The organism is Chitinophaga filiformis, from assembly GCF_021646545.1.
In the GTDB taxonomy this organism is placed as follows: domain Bacteria; phylum Bacteroidota; class Bacteroidia; order Chitinophagales; family Chitinophagaceae; genus Chitinophaga; species Chitinophaga filiformis_A.
Genome location: NZ_JAKIRP010000024.1, coordinates 61,560 through 77,253, shown reverse-complemented (window position 1 = coordinate 77,253; position 15,694 = coordinate 61,560). Strand labels below are relative to the sequence as shown.

The 15,694-nt window shown below is 42.1% G+C and carries 11 protein-coding genes; 6 read left to right on the top strand and 5 right to left on the bottom strand.

Translation table 11 applies throughout. The features are described 5' to 3' along the window. Positions 1–244: 244 nt before the first annotated feature. From kwaB to L3C95_RS33140, 5 genes are all read right to left on the bottom strand, one after another. Positions 245–1,201, bottom strand: coding sequence for an anti-phage protein KwaB (gene kwaB / locus L3C95_RS33160; RefSeq protein WP_236394961.1), 957 nt, complete (start codon positions 1,199–1,201; stop codon positions 245–247). Further along, entirely contained in the window at positions 1,198–1,824 is a 627-nt protein-coding gene (gene kwaA / locus L3C95_RS33155) for an anti-phage protein KwaA (protein ID WP_236394960.1), read from the bottom strand. Before kwaA ends, kwaB begins: the two co-directional genes overlap by 4 nt. Positions 1,825–2,178: 354 nt before the next feature. Continuing rightward, positions 2,179–3,450, bottom strand: coding sequence for a mandelate racemase/muconate lactonizing enzyme family protein (locus L3C95_RS33150; protein ID WP_236394959.1), 1,272 nt, complete (start codon positions 3,448–3,450; stop codon positions 2,179–2,181). A gap of 11 nt (positions 3,451–3,461) precedes the next feature. Then, a complete protein-coding gene (locus L3C95_RS33145; protein ID WP_236394958.1) occupies positions 3,462–4,994 on the bottom strand; it encodes a gluconokinase in 1,533 nt (510 codons plus the stop codon). Positions 4,995–5,005: 11 nt separating this feature from the next. Next, positions 5,006–5,851 carry a helix-turn-helix transcriptional regulator gene (locus L3C95_RS33140; RefSeq protein ID WP_236394957.1) on the bottom strand — a complete coding sequence of 282 codons (846 nt, stop codon included), beginning with the start codon at positions 5,849–5,851 and terminating at the stop codon, positions 5,006–5,008. A gap of 215 nt (positions 5,852–6,066) precedes the next feature. Between L3C95_RS33140 and L3C95_RS33135 the strand changes: the two genes are divergently transcribed. The 6 genes from L3C95_RS33135 (at position 6,067) to L3C95_RS33110 (ending at position 15,670) form a co-directional block, all read left to right on the top strand. Further along, on the top strand, positions 6,067–9,237 hold the full coding sequence (locus L3C95_RS33135; RefSeq protein WP_236394956.1) for a SusC/RagA family TonB-linked outer membrane protein: 3,171 nt from the start codon (positions 6,067–6,069) through the stop codon (positions 9,235–9,237). 2 nt (positions 9,238–9,239) lie between these two features. Then, complete coding sequence (locus L3C95_RS33130) at positions 9,240–10,763, top strand: SusD/RagB family nutrient-binding outer membrane lipoprotein (RefSeq protein WP_236394955.1); 1,524 nt, start codon at positions 9,240–9,242, stop codon at positions 10,761–10,763. An 11-nt stretch (positions 10,764–10,774) separates the two neighbouring features. Continuing rightward, positions 10,775–12,484, top strand: coding sequence for an IlvD/Edd family dehydratase (locus L3C95_RS33125; protein WP_236394954.1), 1,710 nt, complete (start codon positions 10,775–10,777; stop codon positions 12,482–12,484). A gap of 377 nt (positions 12,485–12,861) precedes the next feature. After that, positions 12,862–13,449: a TetR/AcrR family transcriptional regulator gene (locus tag L3C95_RS33120; protein ID WP_236394953.1), complete on the top strand. Its 588-nt coding sequence runs from the start codon at positions 12,862–12,864 to the stop codon at positions 13,447–13,449. A gap of 115 nt (positions 13,450–13,564) precedes the next feature. Continuing rightward, positions 13,565–14,434 carry an NmrA family NAD(P)-binding protein gene (locus L3C95_RS33115; RefSeq protein ID WP_236394952.1) on the top strand — a complete coding sequence of 290 codons (870 nt, stop codon included), beginning with the start codon at positions 13,565–13,567 and terminating at the stop codon, positions 14,432–14,434. A 399-nt stretch (positions 14,435–14,833) separates the two neighbouring features. Continuing rightward, entirely contained in the window at positions 14,834–15,670 is an 837-nt protein-coding gene (locus tag L3C95_RS33110) for an SDR family oxidoreductase (protein ID WP_236394951.1), read from the top strand. Positions 15,671–15,694 lie beyond the last annotated feature (24 nt).

Here is a 15,694-nt window from a genome sequence, read left to right as displayed (position 1 = left end):
TTACGCACTCAACTTCTTAAAAATCAATGCAAGTTGGTTCGAAAGAGTTCCCCTACCAGGCACGTAATGGCTCTGTAATCAATTGATTTACAGCGACATTTTTAATTTATGCTTGTCAATTTTTCACAGGTTTAACCCTTTCTATCTTTATTATTGACAGTCAATGACAAGCAGAATTTGTCTTACATCACAAGCAATACCCGTCCCACGTGACCAACCGGGAAATTACAGACATTCACGATATTCAGTGTTCCTCATCGTTGGTAAGTTGTTCCTTTTCGTCAGATTCATAAAGAAGCTCTGTTAATTCTGATTTCAAATAATTATCGCTCAACAACTTCAAGAATAGCTCCTTTGAGCGTTTTGTATGAAACTTAATTTTGTCACCTACATTATTGAACCTTATTTTCTTCCTCAATTTGGGATGCGCGAGAATAAAACTTTTTAATTTATTAAATGGCAATGCTAATACGGGCGTACTCGCATTAACTCTATTAATTTTTTTAGCATATTTCTTCTCTTTAATCAACTCCTCTAACTCCTCAACATTGTCGATTAGTTCCGCCTCTTGAATCAATTCAAACTTAGTTTTAGCAGCTCGCATTAAAATACCATTGTAGCCAAAACTGTTTTCCAAGCTTCTTACATCGAAAACGATAACCTGATTATCTACTTGAAGAAATTCAAACTTTTCATTAATCTTCAATATATCACTCTCAATTTTCACCAATCCCGTCTGAGATTTTCTTAATCCAACAAATGAACTATCTCTCTTTATTAAACTTAAAGGATATTGCTTCTTATACAAAGCGACCTTATTTCCTTCATTTCCTATTAAAAAAACAAATGCTTGGATATCACTGAAATTATCTTCCTTAAACGAAAATTCTTTTTGTTTTTCCTCGGTTGTGACTACATTCAGAGGCTCAAACCCATCTAACCGTTCAGGCAAATCATAGTGACAAACCGAATTCGTCTTGTCGGTATAATCAGTCAAACTGGAATAGTGCAGTTCGGATCCTTTATTAATTCTATTGTTCAAATATTTAATAAAGTTATCTTTTAATTCCTCCCTTGCAGAATCTCCCAAATTTGAAAAACGTATATCGCCATTCTTAAAAATAATATACATCGATAGTCCGATATGTTCATTTCCATCATTTAAAAATGCGAGTCTACTTCTTAGCTGTTCTAAGGTCATATACGTGACTTTTTAACAAAGTAAATATTTTCACTAATGTGCCTAGGTAGAATTGAGTCATTGGCTTTCAGTGTATGTTTAGTAATAATTATAATATCTTTCTCGCTTTCGGTATCAATCTGATAAGTCTTGAATCCGATTATTGCCAACGTGGGATTAGTGTAAAACAGGTTAGTGCTGATATATATCCATCCAATCAGAGAAATTAATAGAACTAATAGTGGCAAGGCTCTCGATTTATCCATATCAATACATGCAAGAGGGACTACATAAGTAGCCAGAAATGCCAATGTTTTAGAGTTAATGTTTTTTATGGTTAAGATCCTTCGGGGTAATAGTGGAGCTCCTTTAGATAAATTGTTATTAAAATCAAAATAAAAGAATGCTCCCAAAATCATAAATGTTAGCGCAAACAAAGGAATACCATTAGTAGCAATCAACCTTTTAAAACCAATAAATTTACTCTCTTTCGCAAAGGAAATAGGTATATCTGCCTTTATGATGAAGAGTATCAAAAACAAAAACCAAAGTGAAATAATAAATAGTTTTATTCTATCAATCATTAAACCGTTTTTTAAATAGAGAAATGCTAACTTTTTTCCAAGGACATCAATGACATACATTCAAATTTTTATCAGTAAGGAACTATTCTTACACGAAGGATTAAATTTCGGAATCCGGGATTAATTTAATTAACATCTTGATGTTTATGTTTCAAAGCTAAAGCATCATAACAAATTTGAGTAGTTTCCTACAAGAATACAGGAAAAATCCCCCACCCATCAGAATTGAATCTGAAAATTGGTTAAACGGCTAATAAATTATGTCCAGACACTAGTATTATAAGTTATATATGAATTAGCTTATTAATTATCTCAAGCAAATGGTTCGATAATATTCCGCTACTGGGCACATAATTGGCGAAAGCCGGACGTAATACCTCCGGCTTCTTCCTGTTTCTTATGTCCGCTAAATCCTTATTCAAAAAACGGCATTCCCGCTATCGCGTACTTTTTCATTCCTTCTTCATTGATCTCTACACCAATACCAGCCTTTTCTGAAACGGTGATGAAACCGTTATCTACCCATTCGCCGTCATACGATACGATTTCTCTGAACATAGGTTGTGTATGAAAATAACTCTGCCATTCCAGGATCATGAAATTAGGTACAGCAGCGCAGACATGTGCCGAGGCCATAGCGCCAAGAAAAGATGCTACCATATGTGGTGCAAACGGCACATAGTAAAGGTTGGCCAGGTTAGCAATCCGTTGGCCTTCGCCTAGCCCTCCACATTTTTGCAGGTCAGGCATAACGATATCTACCGCACCTGTCTCAAGCATTCTTCTGAACCCATAAGCAAGATATTGGTTTTCGCCAACGCAAATAGGTGTACTGGTGGCATCAGCAATTAATTTATAGGCTTCTATATTTTCAGCCGGTACTGGTTCTTCCAGCCACATCAGGTTCAGGGGTTCCAGTCGTTTGGCAATGGTGCGGGCAGTGACTGCATCATAACGGCCATGCATATCTGCACAGATATCAATGTCCGGGCCTACCGCCTGACGGGCAGCTGCCAGTTGATCATACATACGTTGCAGCTCTGCCGGGCTGGCTGTCCAGTTATATAGATCATACTTATTGGGATCGTTTGCCTGATCGAGATCGAACTTGATGGCATTGAATCCCATTTTTCTGGCCTTAAGTGCTGCTTCTGCAAAATCACCGGGTGTAGGCAAATTATGTTGATACAGCGCGGTATCACAATATACGCGTACCTTATCACGGAACTTACCACCCAGCAACTGGTAAACGGGAAGGTGCAGAGCTTTGCCTGCAAGGTCCCACAACGCTGTTTCTATGGCCGACAATACTGCTACATACATCCCTGACTGAGCACCCTGAAAAAAGCCTGATTTCCGGATGTCTTCAAACAAACGGTGCACATTCAGCGGACTTTTCCCTACTATGCGTTCGCCAAAATTCTTTACCAGGTAATATGTACCGGCAATAGCATCCACTCCTTCCCCACACCCCCAGATATCCTGGTTGGTGTAAATCTTTACAAACAAACTGCCTCTAATATAACCGCATTTGACTTTTGTGATCTTCAGATCAGATGGCGAGGACGCTTTAGGTGTCCGGTCAATTGCTGTTTCATAAACCTGGCCGAAAATGGATAGAGGAGCCAGCGCACCGGTAATAGCGGTCTGAGTTATAAAAGACCTTCTTGAGTGATGGGTTTTCATTTATATGTGTTTTATGGATGAGCATATTTTTGCTGCAGATTGCCGATCGCTTCAAATTCATCGAACAATTTGACACTTAACTTTTCAAATATGCAGAAGTAATCAGCATAGATTGTATGACGCTGTTCATTCGGTTTGAAAACATTGGGAATTTCAGCCACCGGTGCTACATTATCCAGTGATGTATAAATTCCCATTTCGGTAGCACTTAACAAATAGGTACCAAAGCTTACACTATGAAATTGTGGCCTAACCTGCACTGGCTTACTGAATATATCAGCAATCAGCTGGCTGCAAAAAGGAATCGTACCAAAACTACCATTTACTGAAAGACTGTTGATGGTTTGCTGTTCGCTAAGTATTTTACCGATGCTGTAAATTTCATACAAAATACCTTCTATTGTAGCCCTTATAAAATGCCTGCGTTCATGTTTAATGTTAAGTCCGAAATAGGCGCCACGGGCATTCGCATTCCAGATCGGCGCACGTTCACCTAAAAGATAAGGCAGGAACAACAATCCATCTGATCCCGTTGGCACATTGGCTGCTTCTTCCATCAGTTGCTGTATGCTGTTCTCCATATCAAACGGATTAGTAAATTCTCCGAATTGCCGGGTGAACCATTCAAAAATATTTCCGCCATTATTCGTAGGTCCACCTGATACATAACAATTATCAGTAAGGAGGTAATTGAAGAACCGCATTTGTTCATCTTTCAATATATTGGGCCCCATTACCCTTACAGCACCACTGTCTTCAATTGTTATGCTGGCTTTCTCTTCTCCTTTTATGATGCCGTCGCCTAAAGTAGCCATGCAACCATCACTGGAACCAATAAGTATCTTCGTGTCTGCAGACAAACGTAATGATTGCTGATACGCGTTTTTCAGTTTACCTGCTTTTGTAAACACAGGCACCAGCATAGCTAATTGATTTGCGGTAATACCTGCGAACTGTAATGCATCATCTTCCCACTGCACTGTATGAATATTCAATAAACCTGTGGCAGAAGCAATGCTGTAATCGATCATATATTCGCCGGTGAGCTGATAAATAACATAACTTTTGATGGACAGGAACTTGCTGGTAAGCCTGAATCGATCTGCATCACGATTTCTGATCCATGCTATTTTCACCAGAGGCGACATGGGATGTATAGGCGTACCCGTCAACTCATAGAGCTTTTTCCCCAGCTGCGAATTACGCAACTCCTGCGCTTCTTTTTTGGCCCGGTTATCGGCCCAGGTAATAGCATTGCCGATTGGATTCCCATTCTTATCGACAGCCAGTACGCTGTGCATGGATGCGCAGAAACATATACTGGCCACTTTGTATTTTTTCGGGTGTATATGTTCGTTCAGAATATTCTTTAGTACATATAAAGTTGTAATAAAGATCTGCTCGGGATCCTGCTCACTGTGATCAGGTTCGATATGAAATGTAGGATAGTGGCCCTTCATATAGCCAATGATGCAGCCATGGAGATCATAGGCAAATACCCGTATCCCATTTGTTCCTAACTCAACTGTTATGATGCATTCCATATTAATGGATATTATATATTACGCAAATGATTTTTTCTGAATTCGCTGGGACGGTAACCAGTTAGTTTTTTAAAAGTGGTTGCAAAATGCTGGGATGAATAAAATCCAGTATCCAGCGCTATATTAGTTACCGTAATATCTGCACGCTTTAATAATTTAATAGCCTCTGAAATGCGGACATTAATCAGGTAATTAATAGGTGAAAAACCTGAATAGCTTTTTACTTTCTCCGTGAACAACGTTGTGCCCATACCTACCAGACCAGCCATTTCTTCTACCGTCCACTGATGTGCCAGATCCTGACGTAACAATACTTCCAGCTGCGTAAAAGTTTTAGGGAAATCACGGGTAGAATGTGTTTGTTGCGTCATTTTACGGGTAATCTGTATCAGTAATTCATCTATCTGGTGATTGACACGAGCCTGAAAAGCCACTTCCATCTCTGATAATTCCGTATAAATGCATTTAATAATCCTGCCCACTTCATTGAAGCGACTCAATGCAGGCAAATTGTTTAATGATAGGATCTTCCCGATGGCGGCAGCCTCACTATCAGACAGCCCACTCCATTTACCTGGTTGTATATGTCCATCCTTCTTAGGTAAGGCCAGATGTATCCAGGTGAAAGAACCGATCTTCAGTACATCATTGTCACAACCAAATGGGATATCAGGCATTATCAGCGCCACATCACCGGGATAAAAAACATATGGTTGATGATTGATGTGCCACTCAAACCGCCCCTCTAATATATGATATATGCGTAATCCTTCCATAATCGTGGTAGGAAACATATTCAGCTGGATGGAGTCATTCTTCTTCATGCCCAACTCCAGAATATGCGGAAACAGAAGCATTTCTGCCGATTTACCATGTTGTAGCACAAATTGATTCATATAGGTTATATACAAATTGTCATGGAATCTTAATTCGCTGTATAGGCTTCTATAAAGAAAAGAAATTTGTTCTAATTGCACGTACAAAATTCACCACCGTTCTATTTTGGAAGTTTTTAAATGTAATACCAGATAATTTGTAGCCCTAAGAATTCCTCACCACACTAAGTTGCGTTATGAAAAAGTATTTCTACTGTAGTGCATCCCGTTTTGCGAGGTGCTGGCTATTTATCATTTTCAATTTAATCTACGCTGCTACGTATGCACAAAATATTACAGGCATTGTATCGGATGATAAGGGAACAAAACTGCCAGGGGTTTCAGTTATAGTAAAAGGCAGCTCGCTGGGAACCACTTCTGATAACACCGGCAGATACAACATTCATGCTCCTGCTAATGCTACGCTCGTGTTCAGTTTTGTAGGATTTAAAACAACAGAAGTAAAAATTGCAGACCGAACGGTGATAGACGTATCCATGATTATGGATAACCAGAACCTGGGGGAGGTGATCGTAACCGCCCTGGGTATTAAAAAACAGGCACGTAGTCTCGGATATGCTGCAACCAGCGTTAAACCCGAAGAAATAAGTGTAAACCGCAGCAGTAATGTCATGAATGCATTGCAGGGCAAGGTGGCCGGCGTAAATATTTCCTCGCTGGGCACAGGCCCCGGCGGTACTTCAAAGATCCGCATCCGCGGCCAGTCTTCAATTTCAGGACAGAATAATCCGCTGATCGTTATAAACGGTGTTCCGGTTGACAACACCAATTTTAACGACAATACCATTAGTGTAAAAGGTGGTGGTGTGTTTGCAGATGGTGGAGACGGATTGTCAAGCATTAATCCTGACGACATTGAAAACATGACCATCTTAAAAGGGGCCCCGGCCTCTGCCCTTTATGGGTCACGTGCCAAAGATGGGGTGATCATGATCACGACAAAAACGAAAGGCAAAACGAAAGGGATAGGTGTTACCTATAACCTCAATTATACTAACGATACACCACTTGACTACACTGATTACCAGCATGAATACGGTCAGGGTGAAAACGGCGTTCGTCCTACAGTGCCCAACCCTACTTCGGGCCAATGGTCGTTTGGTGAAAAATTTCAGCCAGGTATGACGCAGGTCCTTTTTAACAATTTAACTGTCCCCTATACACCGCAGGGCAGCCGCATAAAAGAATTTTATCGCCATGGGCAAAATATTGCTAATACGATTGCCTTTGAAAGCAGCAGCGATAAAGGTGGTTTCCGGATGTCATTAAACAATACCAGTAATCAGGGAATAATGCCCAATAATAAGTTTAACCGCAAATCCATAAACCTCGGCTTTAGTTACAATCTGTCTGAACAATTTCTGATATCAGGTAATGTAAATTATTCACGGGAAATCAATACAAACCCTCCAAACATTGCCAACCAGGATAATTCCATTCCTACTACGCTGATGGCGATGTCTACCTCTATGCCATTGCATGTGCTGGATGAAAACAAATACAATGCAACGGGTGATGAATACAACTGGTCAAGGTTCACCAACCGCACCAACCCGTATTGGGTAATGGCAGAACAATTCCATAATATAAAACGGGATCGCATTTTCGGTAATGTAACCCTGAAATACAATTTACGGCCGTGGCTGAGTGTGCAGGGTCGGTTTGGGCAGGACTACTGGTCCAGGGACGAAGACGTAAACAACTTCCCTACCGGTCAGGCTTCCAGGGCGGCCGCGCCACCGGGTTTTGTAAATGGCTTATATACGCAGGAGTCCCGCCGTTTCCGGGAAACCAACCTTGACTACCTGGTAAATGCAAATAAAAAGTTCGGTGTAGTTGAAGTGAACCTGAATGCCGGTGGTAACCGCATGCGCAAACGGACTGACGTCAACAATGTAGTTGTAACCGATTTTATTACCCGGGGAATATATACCGTACAAAACGGACGATCCAAAGACCCTGTGTATACATTGATAGAACAGGGTGTGAACTCTCTGTATAGTTCTGCTGAATTGAATTTTAATCAAACTTACTACCTGACCGGTACCCTGCGCAACGACTGGTTTTCTACTCTTTCACCGGAGAATAGAAGTATTATGTATCCATCTGTTTCCGGTAGTTATATTTTTTCTGAACACCTGACTCATGTTAAATGGTTGAATTTTGGTAAACTCCGGATTGGTTATGCCGAGGTGGGCAGCGATGGAGATGTAGCTCCATATTCCAACCAACTGTTTTATATTCCTAATGCCAATTTCATTAACAACCCCAATGGACAGCCGGTACCTGTTGGCACCAGTACCATCAGTAATAATGTGACCGGCACTACCCTACCTAATGCTAATCTGAAACCTAGCCGTATAGCCGAAGTGGAAGCCGGTTTGGAAATGCGGCTCTTCAACAACCGGGTAAATATTGATCTGGCAGTTTACCGAAAGATTACCAGCGATCAGATTGTACTGGTACAAATCTCCGATGCATCTGGTTATCTGAACAGACCAATCAACAGTGGCAAAAGCCGTAACCATGGGTTTGAAGCTATGCTGAACCTGGTACCAGTTAAAAGCGCTGACTGGAGCTGGGAGTTTACCGCCAATACCTCTTACAATATTACCAAAGTACTCAGCATTATTACTAATAAACCAGGCGAACGTATCACCACCGGTACACATGTATTTAACGGAGAAACCAGACATGTAGTAGGGCAGGAAATAGGGCAGATTGCCGGCTATGGGTATGCGTATAATGAAAAAGGCCAGCAAATATTTCAATCAAACGGTTTGCCGCAGCGTAGCTCCGACTTTATGTTATATGGCAGCGCCCTACCAAAATGGGTAGGTGGCTTTCTGAATACTGTCAATTACAAAGGATTTAGACTAAGCGTTTTCATAGATTACAAACTTGGTAATAAAATATTGTCGGGCACCAACTTCAATGCAGTGCGACATGGACTGCACAAAATGACGCTGGAAGGGCGTGAGGGCGGTGTAAAAGGTGTGGGTGTAGATGCTGGTGGCAATCCCAATAATGCCGTGGCAGCTGTGCAAACCTATTGGGAACACCTTCGTTCACAACAGATTATCGCTCCTGCTGTATACAACGGAGGTTACTGGAAATTGCGGCAGGTGTCCCTGGGTTATGATCTTACCAAACATATTCCGGTCAGATGGCCCGTTAAAGGGATAAAGCTTGACCTTGTAGCCAACAATGTATTGCTATTAAAGAAGTGGGTAGATAATATTGATCCGGAAACATTTGGCTTTGGCTCTGACAACCAAATAGGGCTTGAATCTCCCGGATTACCTACTACCCGCAGCATTGGATTGAATCTGAATATTAAACTCTAGTCATGAAAAAACTCATCTTTGCAATATTTTTCTTCGCTTCCTGTGACAAGGGATTGAGCGATCTGAATATAAATGGAACAAATTCCACTTCACTCGACCCTGTCCTGTTACTAAACCAGGCCATTATCAATACCTCTTTCCCGGTGAAATCCCTGGTGTTCGATGTTGGAGTAGTACAGCAAATGATATCACCTAATGGTGGTGTGCTGGCGGGTGCCAATTTTAACCAGGACAGTCGCGATATAACCACACAACCGCTGTGGACAGTTTACTATCAAAGCGTGATCAAAAATACCCATGATGCCCTTACCCGATCTAAAGATCTGCCGAATAGGAGCAATATGTATAACATGGCACGCATTTACCAGACTTACGTATTTATGATCCTGACAGATGAATATGGAGACATCCCCTATACGGATGGTGGCGCAGGGTTAGTTAAAGGCGCTCTGTTTCCCAAATATGACCGGCAGCAGGATATTTACCCATTACTCATTCAGGAGCTGAGAGATGCCGCAGCAGCGCTTAACACAACGGCTGTTATTGAAACCGGCGACATATTGTATGCCGGCAATGTGGCTAAATGGAAAAAATTTGCCAATTCCCTGTTGCTGAGAGCCGGTATGCGATTGAGTAAAGTAGATCCTATCCAGGCACAAAGTATCGTGCAGGCAGCTGTAGAAGGCGGGGTAATTACTGCTAATGCCGACAATGCATATATACGACATGATGCCAATTACACTCAACCCATTGGCAATACACTGAATGGAGGTGAGGCTGCCAATTTTTACCTTGCCAAACCATTTGCAGATCAGCTGAAGAACACTGCCGACCCGCGACTAACGGCCATAGCCATCAGGTATGTTGGTGCTACCAGCGGTGCCGGACAAACCGTAGCAGCAGGCACTACAGACCCCACTAAACAAATTGGTATGCCTATTGGCAAAGACAACGGTACCATTGTTGCTGCAGCCGCAGCTGATGGTCTGGCCAGCTTCTATGAGTATAGTCAGGTTGACCGTCGAAGAATGCTCAAAATTTCTTCTCCGGTGTTTTTGGTGACTGCCGCACAAACCAACCTCTTACTATCAGAAGCCCGTTTCCGGGGCTGGATCAACTCCGGCAGCGCTGCTCAATATTTTGCTGACGGTATTAGTGCCCATATGGACCAAATGGTAGTCTATGATATGAATTCTGCTGTTAGTACGGCAGCGCGTGATGCTTACATAGCCGCCAATCCGCTTACAGCCGGCAATGAACTGGAGCAGATCAACACCCAATACTGGATTGCCTCCTTTCTAAATGGTCCGGAAGCCTTTGCTAATTTCAGGAGAAGTGGTTTTCCGACGCTCACTCCTAACCCATACGGGCAACCTAATAATCCGGATGTGCCCAATGGCACTTTTATCAGGCGACTCACCTATCCTACCTCCGAATTGAGTGTGAATAGCGAAAATGTGAACGAGGCCATTTCCAGGCAGGGACCTGATAAATTGAGTACAAGGATCTGGTGGGATAAACAATAAAAATAGCCAGCATGAAGTTAAGAAGCGCAGACTGGTTTGGGAAACAGGATAAAATGGGATTTGTACACCGGTCATGGTTCCGTACCCAGGGTTATCCCGATGACTATTTCATGAACAGACCTGTCATCGGCATTTGTAATACCTGGAGTGAGCTGACTCCCTGCAATGCACACCTACGTGAAATAGCTGAAGTGGTAAAGCGTGGAATACTGGAAGCCGGAGGCATTCCATTTGAATTTCCTGTTACATCTCTCGGAGAAACGATCATGCGTCCAACTAGCATGTTGTTTCGTAACCTGACCAGTATGGATGTAGAAGAAACCATCCGTGCCAATCCCGTTGATGGAGTGGTGTTGCTCACGGGTTGCGATAAAACCACTCCAAGTACCATTATGGGTGCCTGCAGTGTAGATCTCCCGACGATCGTAGTACCCGGTGGAGCAATGCTCAACGGTCGCTTTCGTGGGGAATGCATTGGCAGTGGTACTTTCAACTGGATAATAAAGGAAAAGCAAGGTGTGGAAGATTACACTGCACAGGACATTAAGGAAGTAGAGACGGGAGTAGCGCGTAGCCAGGGACATTGCATGACCATGGGTACTGCAAGTACAATGGCTTGTATGTCAGAAGCTCTCGGATTGACATTGCCCGGTGCTGCTGCCATTCCAGCTGTGGACGCACGCAAGAAACTGCTGGCTCAGCTGAGTGGCCGTCGTATTGTAGAGATGGTAAAGGAAGATCTCAAACTCTCTCGCATACTTACCCGAAATGCTTTTGAAAATGCTATTGTAATCAATTCTGCTATTGGTGGCTCTACCAATTTCATCATTCATCTACTGGCCATTGCCGGTCGTATCGGCGTTCCGCTTTCACTGGAAGATTTCGACACCATAGGCAGCAGAATCCCCTTGTTAGTAAACCTGAAACCATCCGGTAAATTTTTGATGGAAGATTTTTATTATGCAGGTGGATTACCTGTCGTTATCCGTGAAATGGAATCTTATCTGCAAACGAGCGTCTTAACTGTCAATGGAAAAAGTCTCGGTGCTAATTGTCTTGTTTCCCCCTGCTACAATACAGATGTAATCGCAACACTACAGGAACCCTTTCAACCGAAAGCCGGTATTGTAGTGCTAAAAGGTAATCTATGCGAGCACGGAGCAGTTATTAAACCAGCTGCAGCTTCCGCTCATTTATTAAAGCATCGCGGCCGTGCAGTCGTATTTGAAAGTATAGAAGATTATCTTGCCAGAATTGATGATCCGGACCTGGATATTGATGAACAATGTGTGATGGTTTTGAAAGGAGTAGGACCAGTAGGTTACCCCGGTATGCCTGAAGTCGGAAATATGGATCTACCAATGAAACTATTGAAAAAAGGGATCAAAGATATGGTGCGTATTTCTGATGGTCGCATGAGTGGTACAGCAGGTGGTACCGTGATTTTACATGTATCGCCTGAATCATCAATAGGAGGTATACTGGCCTTGGTAAAGAATGACGATATCATCGAGCTGGATGTGGCTGCAAGAAAGCTGCATCTTGATGTTAGTGAAGAAGTACTGGCTGCACGTAAAGCAAGCTGGCAGGCACCACTTCCTATGGCTACCCGTGGGTATGTAAAATTTTATATTGACCATGTACAACAGGCACATCTCGGTGCAGACCTGGATATATTACGAAATGGTTCAGGATCTAAAGTGATCAGAGATCTGCATTAATTTTTAGTTTATGTTAACATGAGTTAGTGTTTACCGAAGGCGGGGTATTCATTGAACGTTCAGCCAGGAACTAAAGACAATAAAAGTTACAAAAAGCTGAAGATAAGACCTACTGCCGATTTGAATTCCTTCTGTCCGAACCGCAGCTGATAGCAAACTGTAGCTGAAGTTAACAACGTTCCAGCACCGCTTCTGGCAATGCCATGTTGCCGGAAGTGATTCAGTGCTGTGTTAGCCAAAAGGAAAGTCAAAACAATACAAACTCCGATTTTTCTCATCTTTTCTAGCTGTCTTTTTGATTTTTTTAAACTGGAAAGGCAAAAATAATTCATTTAATATACTTTTTAGTATATTTTTGTAGGAGCAATAATTAAACGATGACAAAGGCAGAAAGAACAAAAAAATTCATCATTGAACAAGCCGCTCCCATTTACAATGAAAAAGGAGTTGCGGGAACCAATGTGGATGACGTTTTGGAGGCTACAAAATTGACCAAAGGGGCTATATATAGTCATTTCAAAAACAAAGACGACCTATCTATGCAGGTGACGGACTATTTGCTGGAAAAAATCTGTCAGGGTATTGAACAGGTTATCCAAAAACAGACTACTGCCAAAGGAAAGATCTTTGCTTATCTGGATTTTAACAAGAAACCATTGAATACCTATATAAAAGGTGGCTGCCCCATCTTCAATATGGCGGTAGAATCTGATGACAATAATTCCAGTATTAAATCCAGGATCAGTGAGATTTTATCTGTTTCACAAAAAAACTTCGCCTCTATTTTACGACAGGGCATTAAAAACGGCGAATTTTCATCTGCTCTTGATCCCGACGCATATGCATTTAAAATGTTTGCAGCGGTAGAAGGTGCTATTATTATGTGCCGTGCGATGAATGATGAGCGGCCAATGCAGGGATTGATCAAAAGCTTGAAGAACGAACTGGAATCTTACGAGCTTTGATTTTTTTTAAACAACAATATACCGATCGGTATATTAATATTTGCCGCCTGCTGAATACTAACATTGGGACTATTCTATCAATAACTCAATCAGAAAATATGAAAAAAATAAAAACATGGAAAAGAAAAAAATTTTGGTCACAGGGGCAACTGGCTCAACAGGTGCACCAGTGGTAGAGATGTTATTACAAAAGGATTATCCGGTGCGCGCACTGGTTCATAAGGAGGATGCACGATCAAATCGCTTAAAAGCCCTCGGCGCGGAAATAATTGTGGGTGATATGCAGAACATGGAAGATGTTCGTGCAGCATGGGCAGGTACAAAAAGAGGATACTTCTGTTATCCGTTAAGCCCCGACCTATTAGATGTAACCGTCATTTTCGCACAGGCGGCAAAAGAGGCCGGCGCTGAATTCATCGTCAATATGTCGCAGAAACAAGTTGCACCTACAGTTAAAAGTCCCGCAACGATACGCCACTTTTTATCAGAAGAAGTATTCAAATGGTCAGGTATTCCAACCACCCATTTAAGACCGACTTTCTTCGCAGAATGGTTCCTGTATGTCGCCAATCAAATTAAAGCAGGAAAACTACAGATGTCCTTCCCCAAAAATGCCCAACATGCGCCGGTAGCCGGAGAAGATCTTGCCCGAACTGTCGTTAGCATATTAGCCGAACCAGCCGCACATGTTAACAAGGTTTATCAGCTTTTTGGTCCGGAACTTTTAAGTTATGCTGAAATAGGTGAAATATTCAGTCGTACGTTGAACAAGGACATTGTTTACAAACAAATTAGCATCCAATCAATGGCAGATTCCATTGGCCTGGGGGAAGCTGATCACTTTAAAAAACACGTTGCATGTGTCATCAACGACGACATTTTTGGCACACCGAATATCAATGACGTAATAGAAAGAATTACTGGCAAAAGCCCCATGACTTTAGCAGCGTTCATAGATAAAAACCGGGCGGCTTTCACTGCCTGATGCAACTGAAGGAGGTTATAATCAGGGCTTTCCGTTTTTATCTCATCAAGTCAATCAAGCTGCCAGCTTAAACGGGGCTGACCAAAAGAGAGTGTAAAACAGACTGTGTCGCTACCAACATCGTATTGGCAATAGTGGGCTGACAGTTAACGAAAAGAGTTATTTATATGAAATAACTATAAAGGTAAAGGTCAGGGGAAACGACAAATGTCTACATCTGTCGTTCCCCGGGCCTTTACATCTCTTACTATTATGACTGCTTTATCGGGATTTCGATAAAGCTTTGTCGTTATGTTAATCTGCGTTTTAGATACAACTATCGCTCCTTTGGATACTTTAGTGATATCACAATGAATGAAATTTGTGTTGTAATTAAACAATTAATTAAAAGCACAAATTATGAACAGCAAGGTATGGTTTGTAACCGGCGCTTCAAAAGGAATGGGATTAACGCTCGTTAAACTATTATTAAATACAGGACATAAAGTGGCGGCAACCTCCAGGAATGTTGTAGAATTGGAGAAGCAGGTAGGCGGGCCTAATAAAAACTTCCTTGCTCTCCAGGTAAATATTGCCAGTAACGAAGATGTAAAAGCTGCAATACAACAGACCGCAAAATACTTTGGTAAATTAGATGTCGTTGTCAATAATGCGGGCTATGCCATTTATGGAAGCGTAGAAGAACTTTCTGACCAGGAATTCAGGGATTCAGTGGAGATCAATCTTTTTGCTATGGTCAATACCGTACGAAATGCAATGCCCTATTTTCGACAACAAAAAAGCGGTCACATCATTAACTTTTCGTCAATAGCCGGGTACAGAGGTTATGGATCTGCAGGGGCATATGGTGCAGTTAAATTCGCTGTTGTTGGTTTATCGGAAGCATTGGCAGAAGAAGGGAAGTTGTTCGGTGTGCATGTCACCGTGGTGGCCCCGGGATTTTTCAGGACTTCCTTTCTGGACAAAGGTTCCATGAAAATGGCAGCCAACCGGATCCAAGGGTATAATACCGGAGGTATCGAAAGTTGGATGAGAGAAATGGACGGTAAACAATTGGGTGATCCGCAAAAACTCGCCAAGCTGCTCGTGGACATAACAGGAGAAAAAAATCCCCCTGTACACTTCTTTGCCGGGCCAGATGCTTACCATATCAGAAAGGAAAAATCAGAAGCCGATATGAAAGATCTCGAGGAATGGAAACACCTAACGCTCTCCACGGATTTTGATAATCAATAAACACGGATCTCCGCCTGTTGGCGG

Excerpts from the sequence above, each read along its gene's own strand:
- kwaB (WP_236394961.1), bottom strand. The coding sequence starts at position 1,201 with ATGACCTTAGAACAGCTAAGAAGTAGACTCGCATTTTTAAATGATGGA.
- kwaA (WP_236394960.1), bottom strand. The coding sequence starts at position 1,824 with ATGTATGTCATTGATGTCCTTGGAAAAAAGTTAGCATTTCTCTATTTA.
- L3C95_RS33150 (WP_236394959.1), bottom strand. The coding sequence starts at position 3,450 with ATGAAAACCCATCACTCAAGAAGGTCTTTTATAACTCAGACCGCTATT.
- L3C95_RS33145 (WP_236394958.1), bottom strand. The coding sequence starts at position 4,994 with ATGGAATGCATCATAACAGTTGAGTTAGGAACAAATGGGATACGGGTA.
- L3C95_RS33140 (WP_236394957.1), bottom strand. The coding sequence starts at position 5,851 with ATGCTTCTGTTTCCGCATATTCTGGAGTTGGGCATGAAGAAGAATGAC.
- L3C95_RS33135 (WP_236394956.1), top strand. The coding sequence starts at position 6,067 with ATGAAAAAGTATTTCTACTGTAGTGCATCCCGTTTTGCGAGGTGCTGG.
- L3C95_RS33130 (WP_236394955.1), top strand. The coding sequence starts at position 9,240 with ATGAAAAAACTCATCTTTGCAATATTTTTCTTCGCTTCCTGTGACAAG.
- L3C95_RS33125 (WP_236394954.1), top strand. The coding sequence starts at position 10,775 with ATGAAGTTAAGAAGCGCAGACTGGTTTGGGAAACAGGATAAAATGGGA.
- L3C95_RS33120 (WP_236394953.1), top strand. The coding sequence starts at position 12,862 with ATGACAAAGGCAGAAAGAACAAAAAAATTCATCATTGAACAAGCCGCT.
- L3C95_RS33115 (WP_236394952.1), top strand. The coding sequence starts at position 13,565 with ATGGAAAAGAAAAAAATTTTGGTCACAGGGGCAACTGGCTCAACAGGT.
- L3C95_RS33110 (WP_236394951.1), top strand. The coding sequence starts at position 14,834 with ATGAACAGCAAGGTATGGTTTGTAACCGGCGCTTCAAAAGGAATGGGA.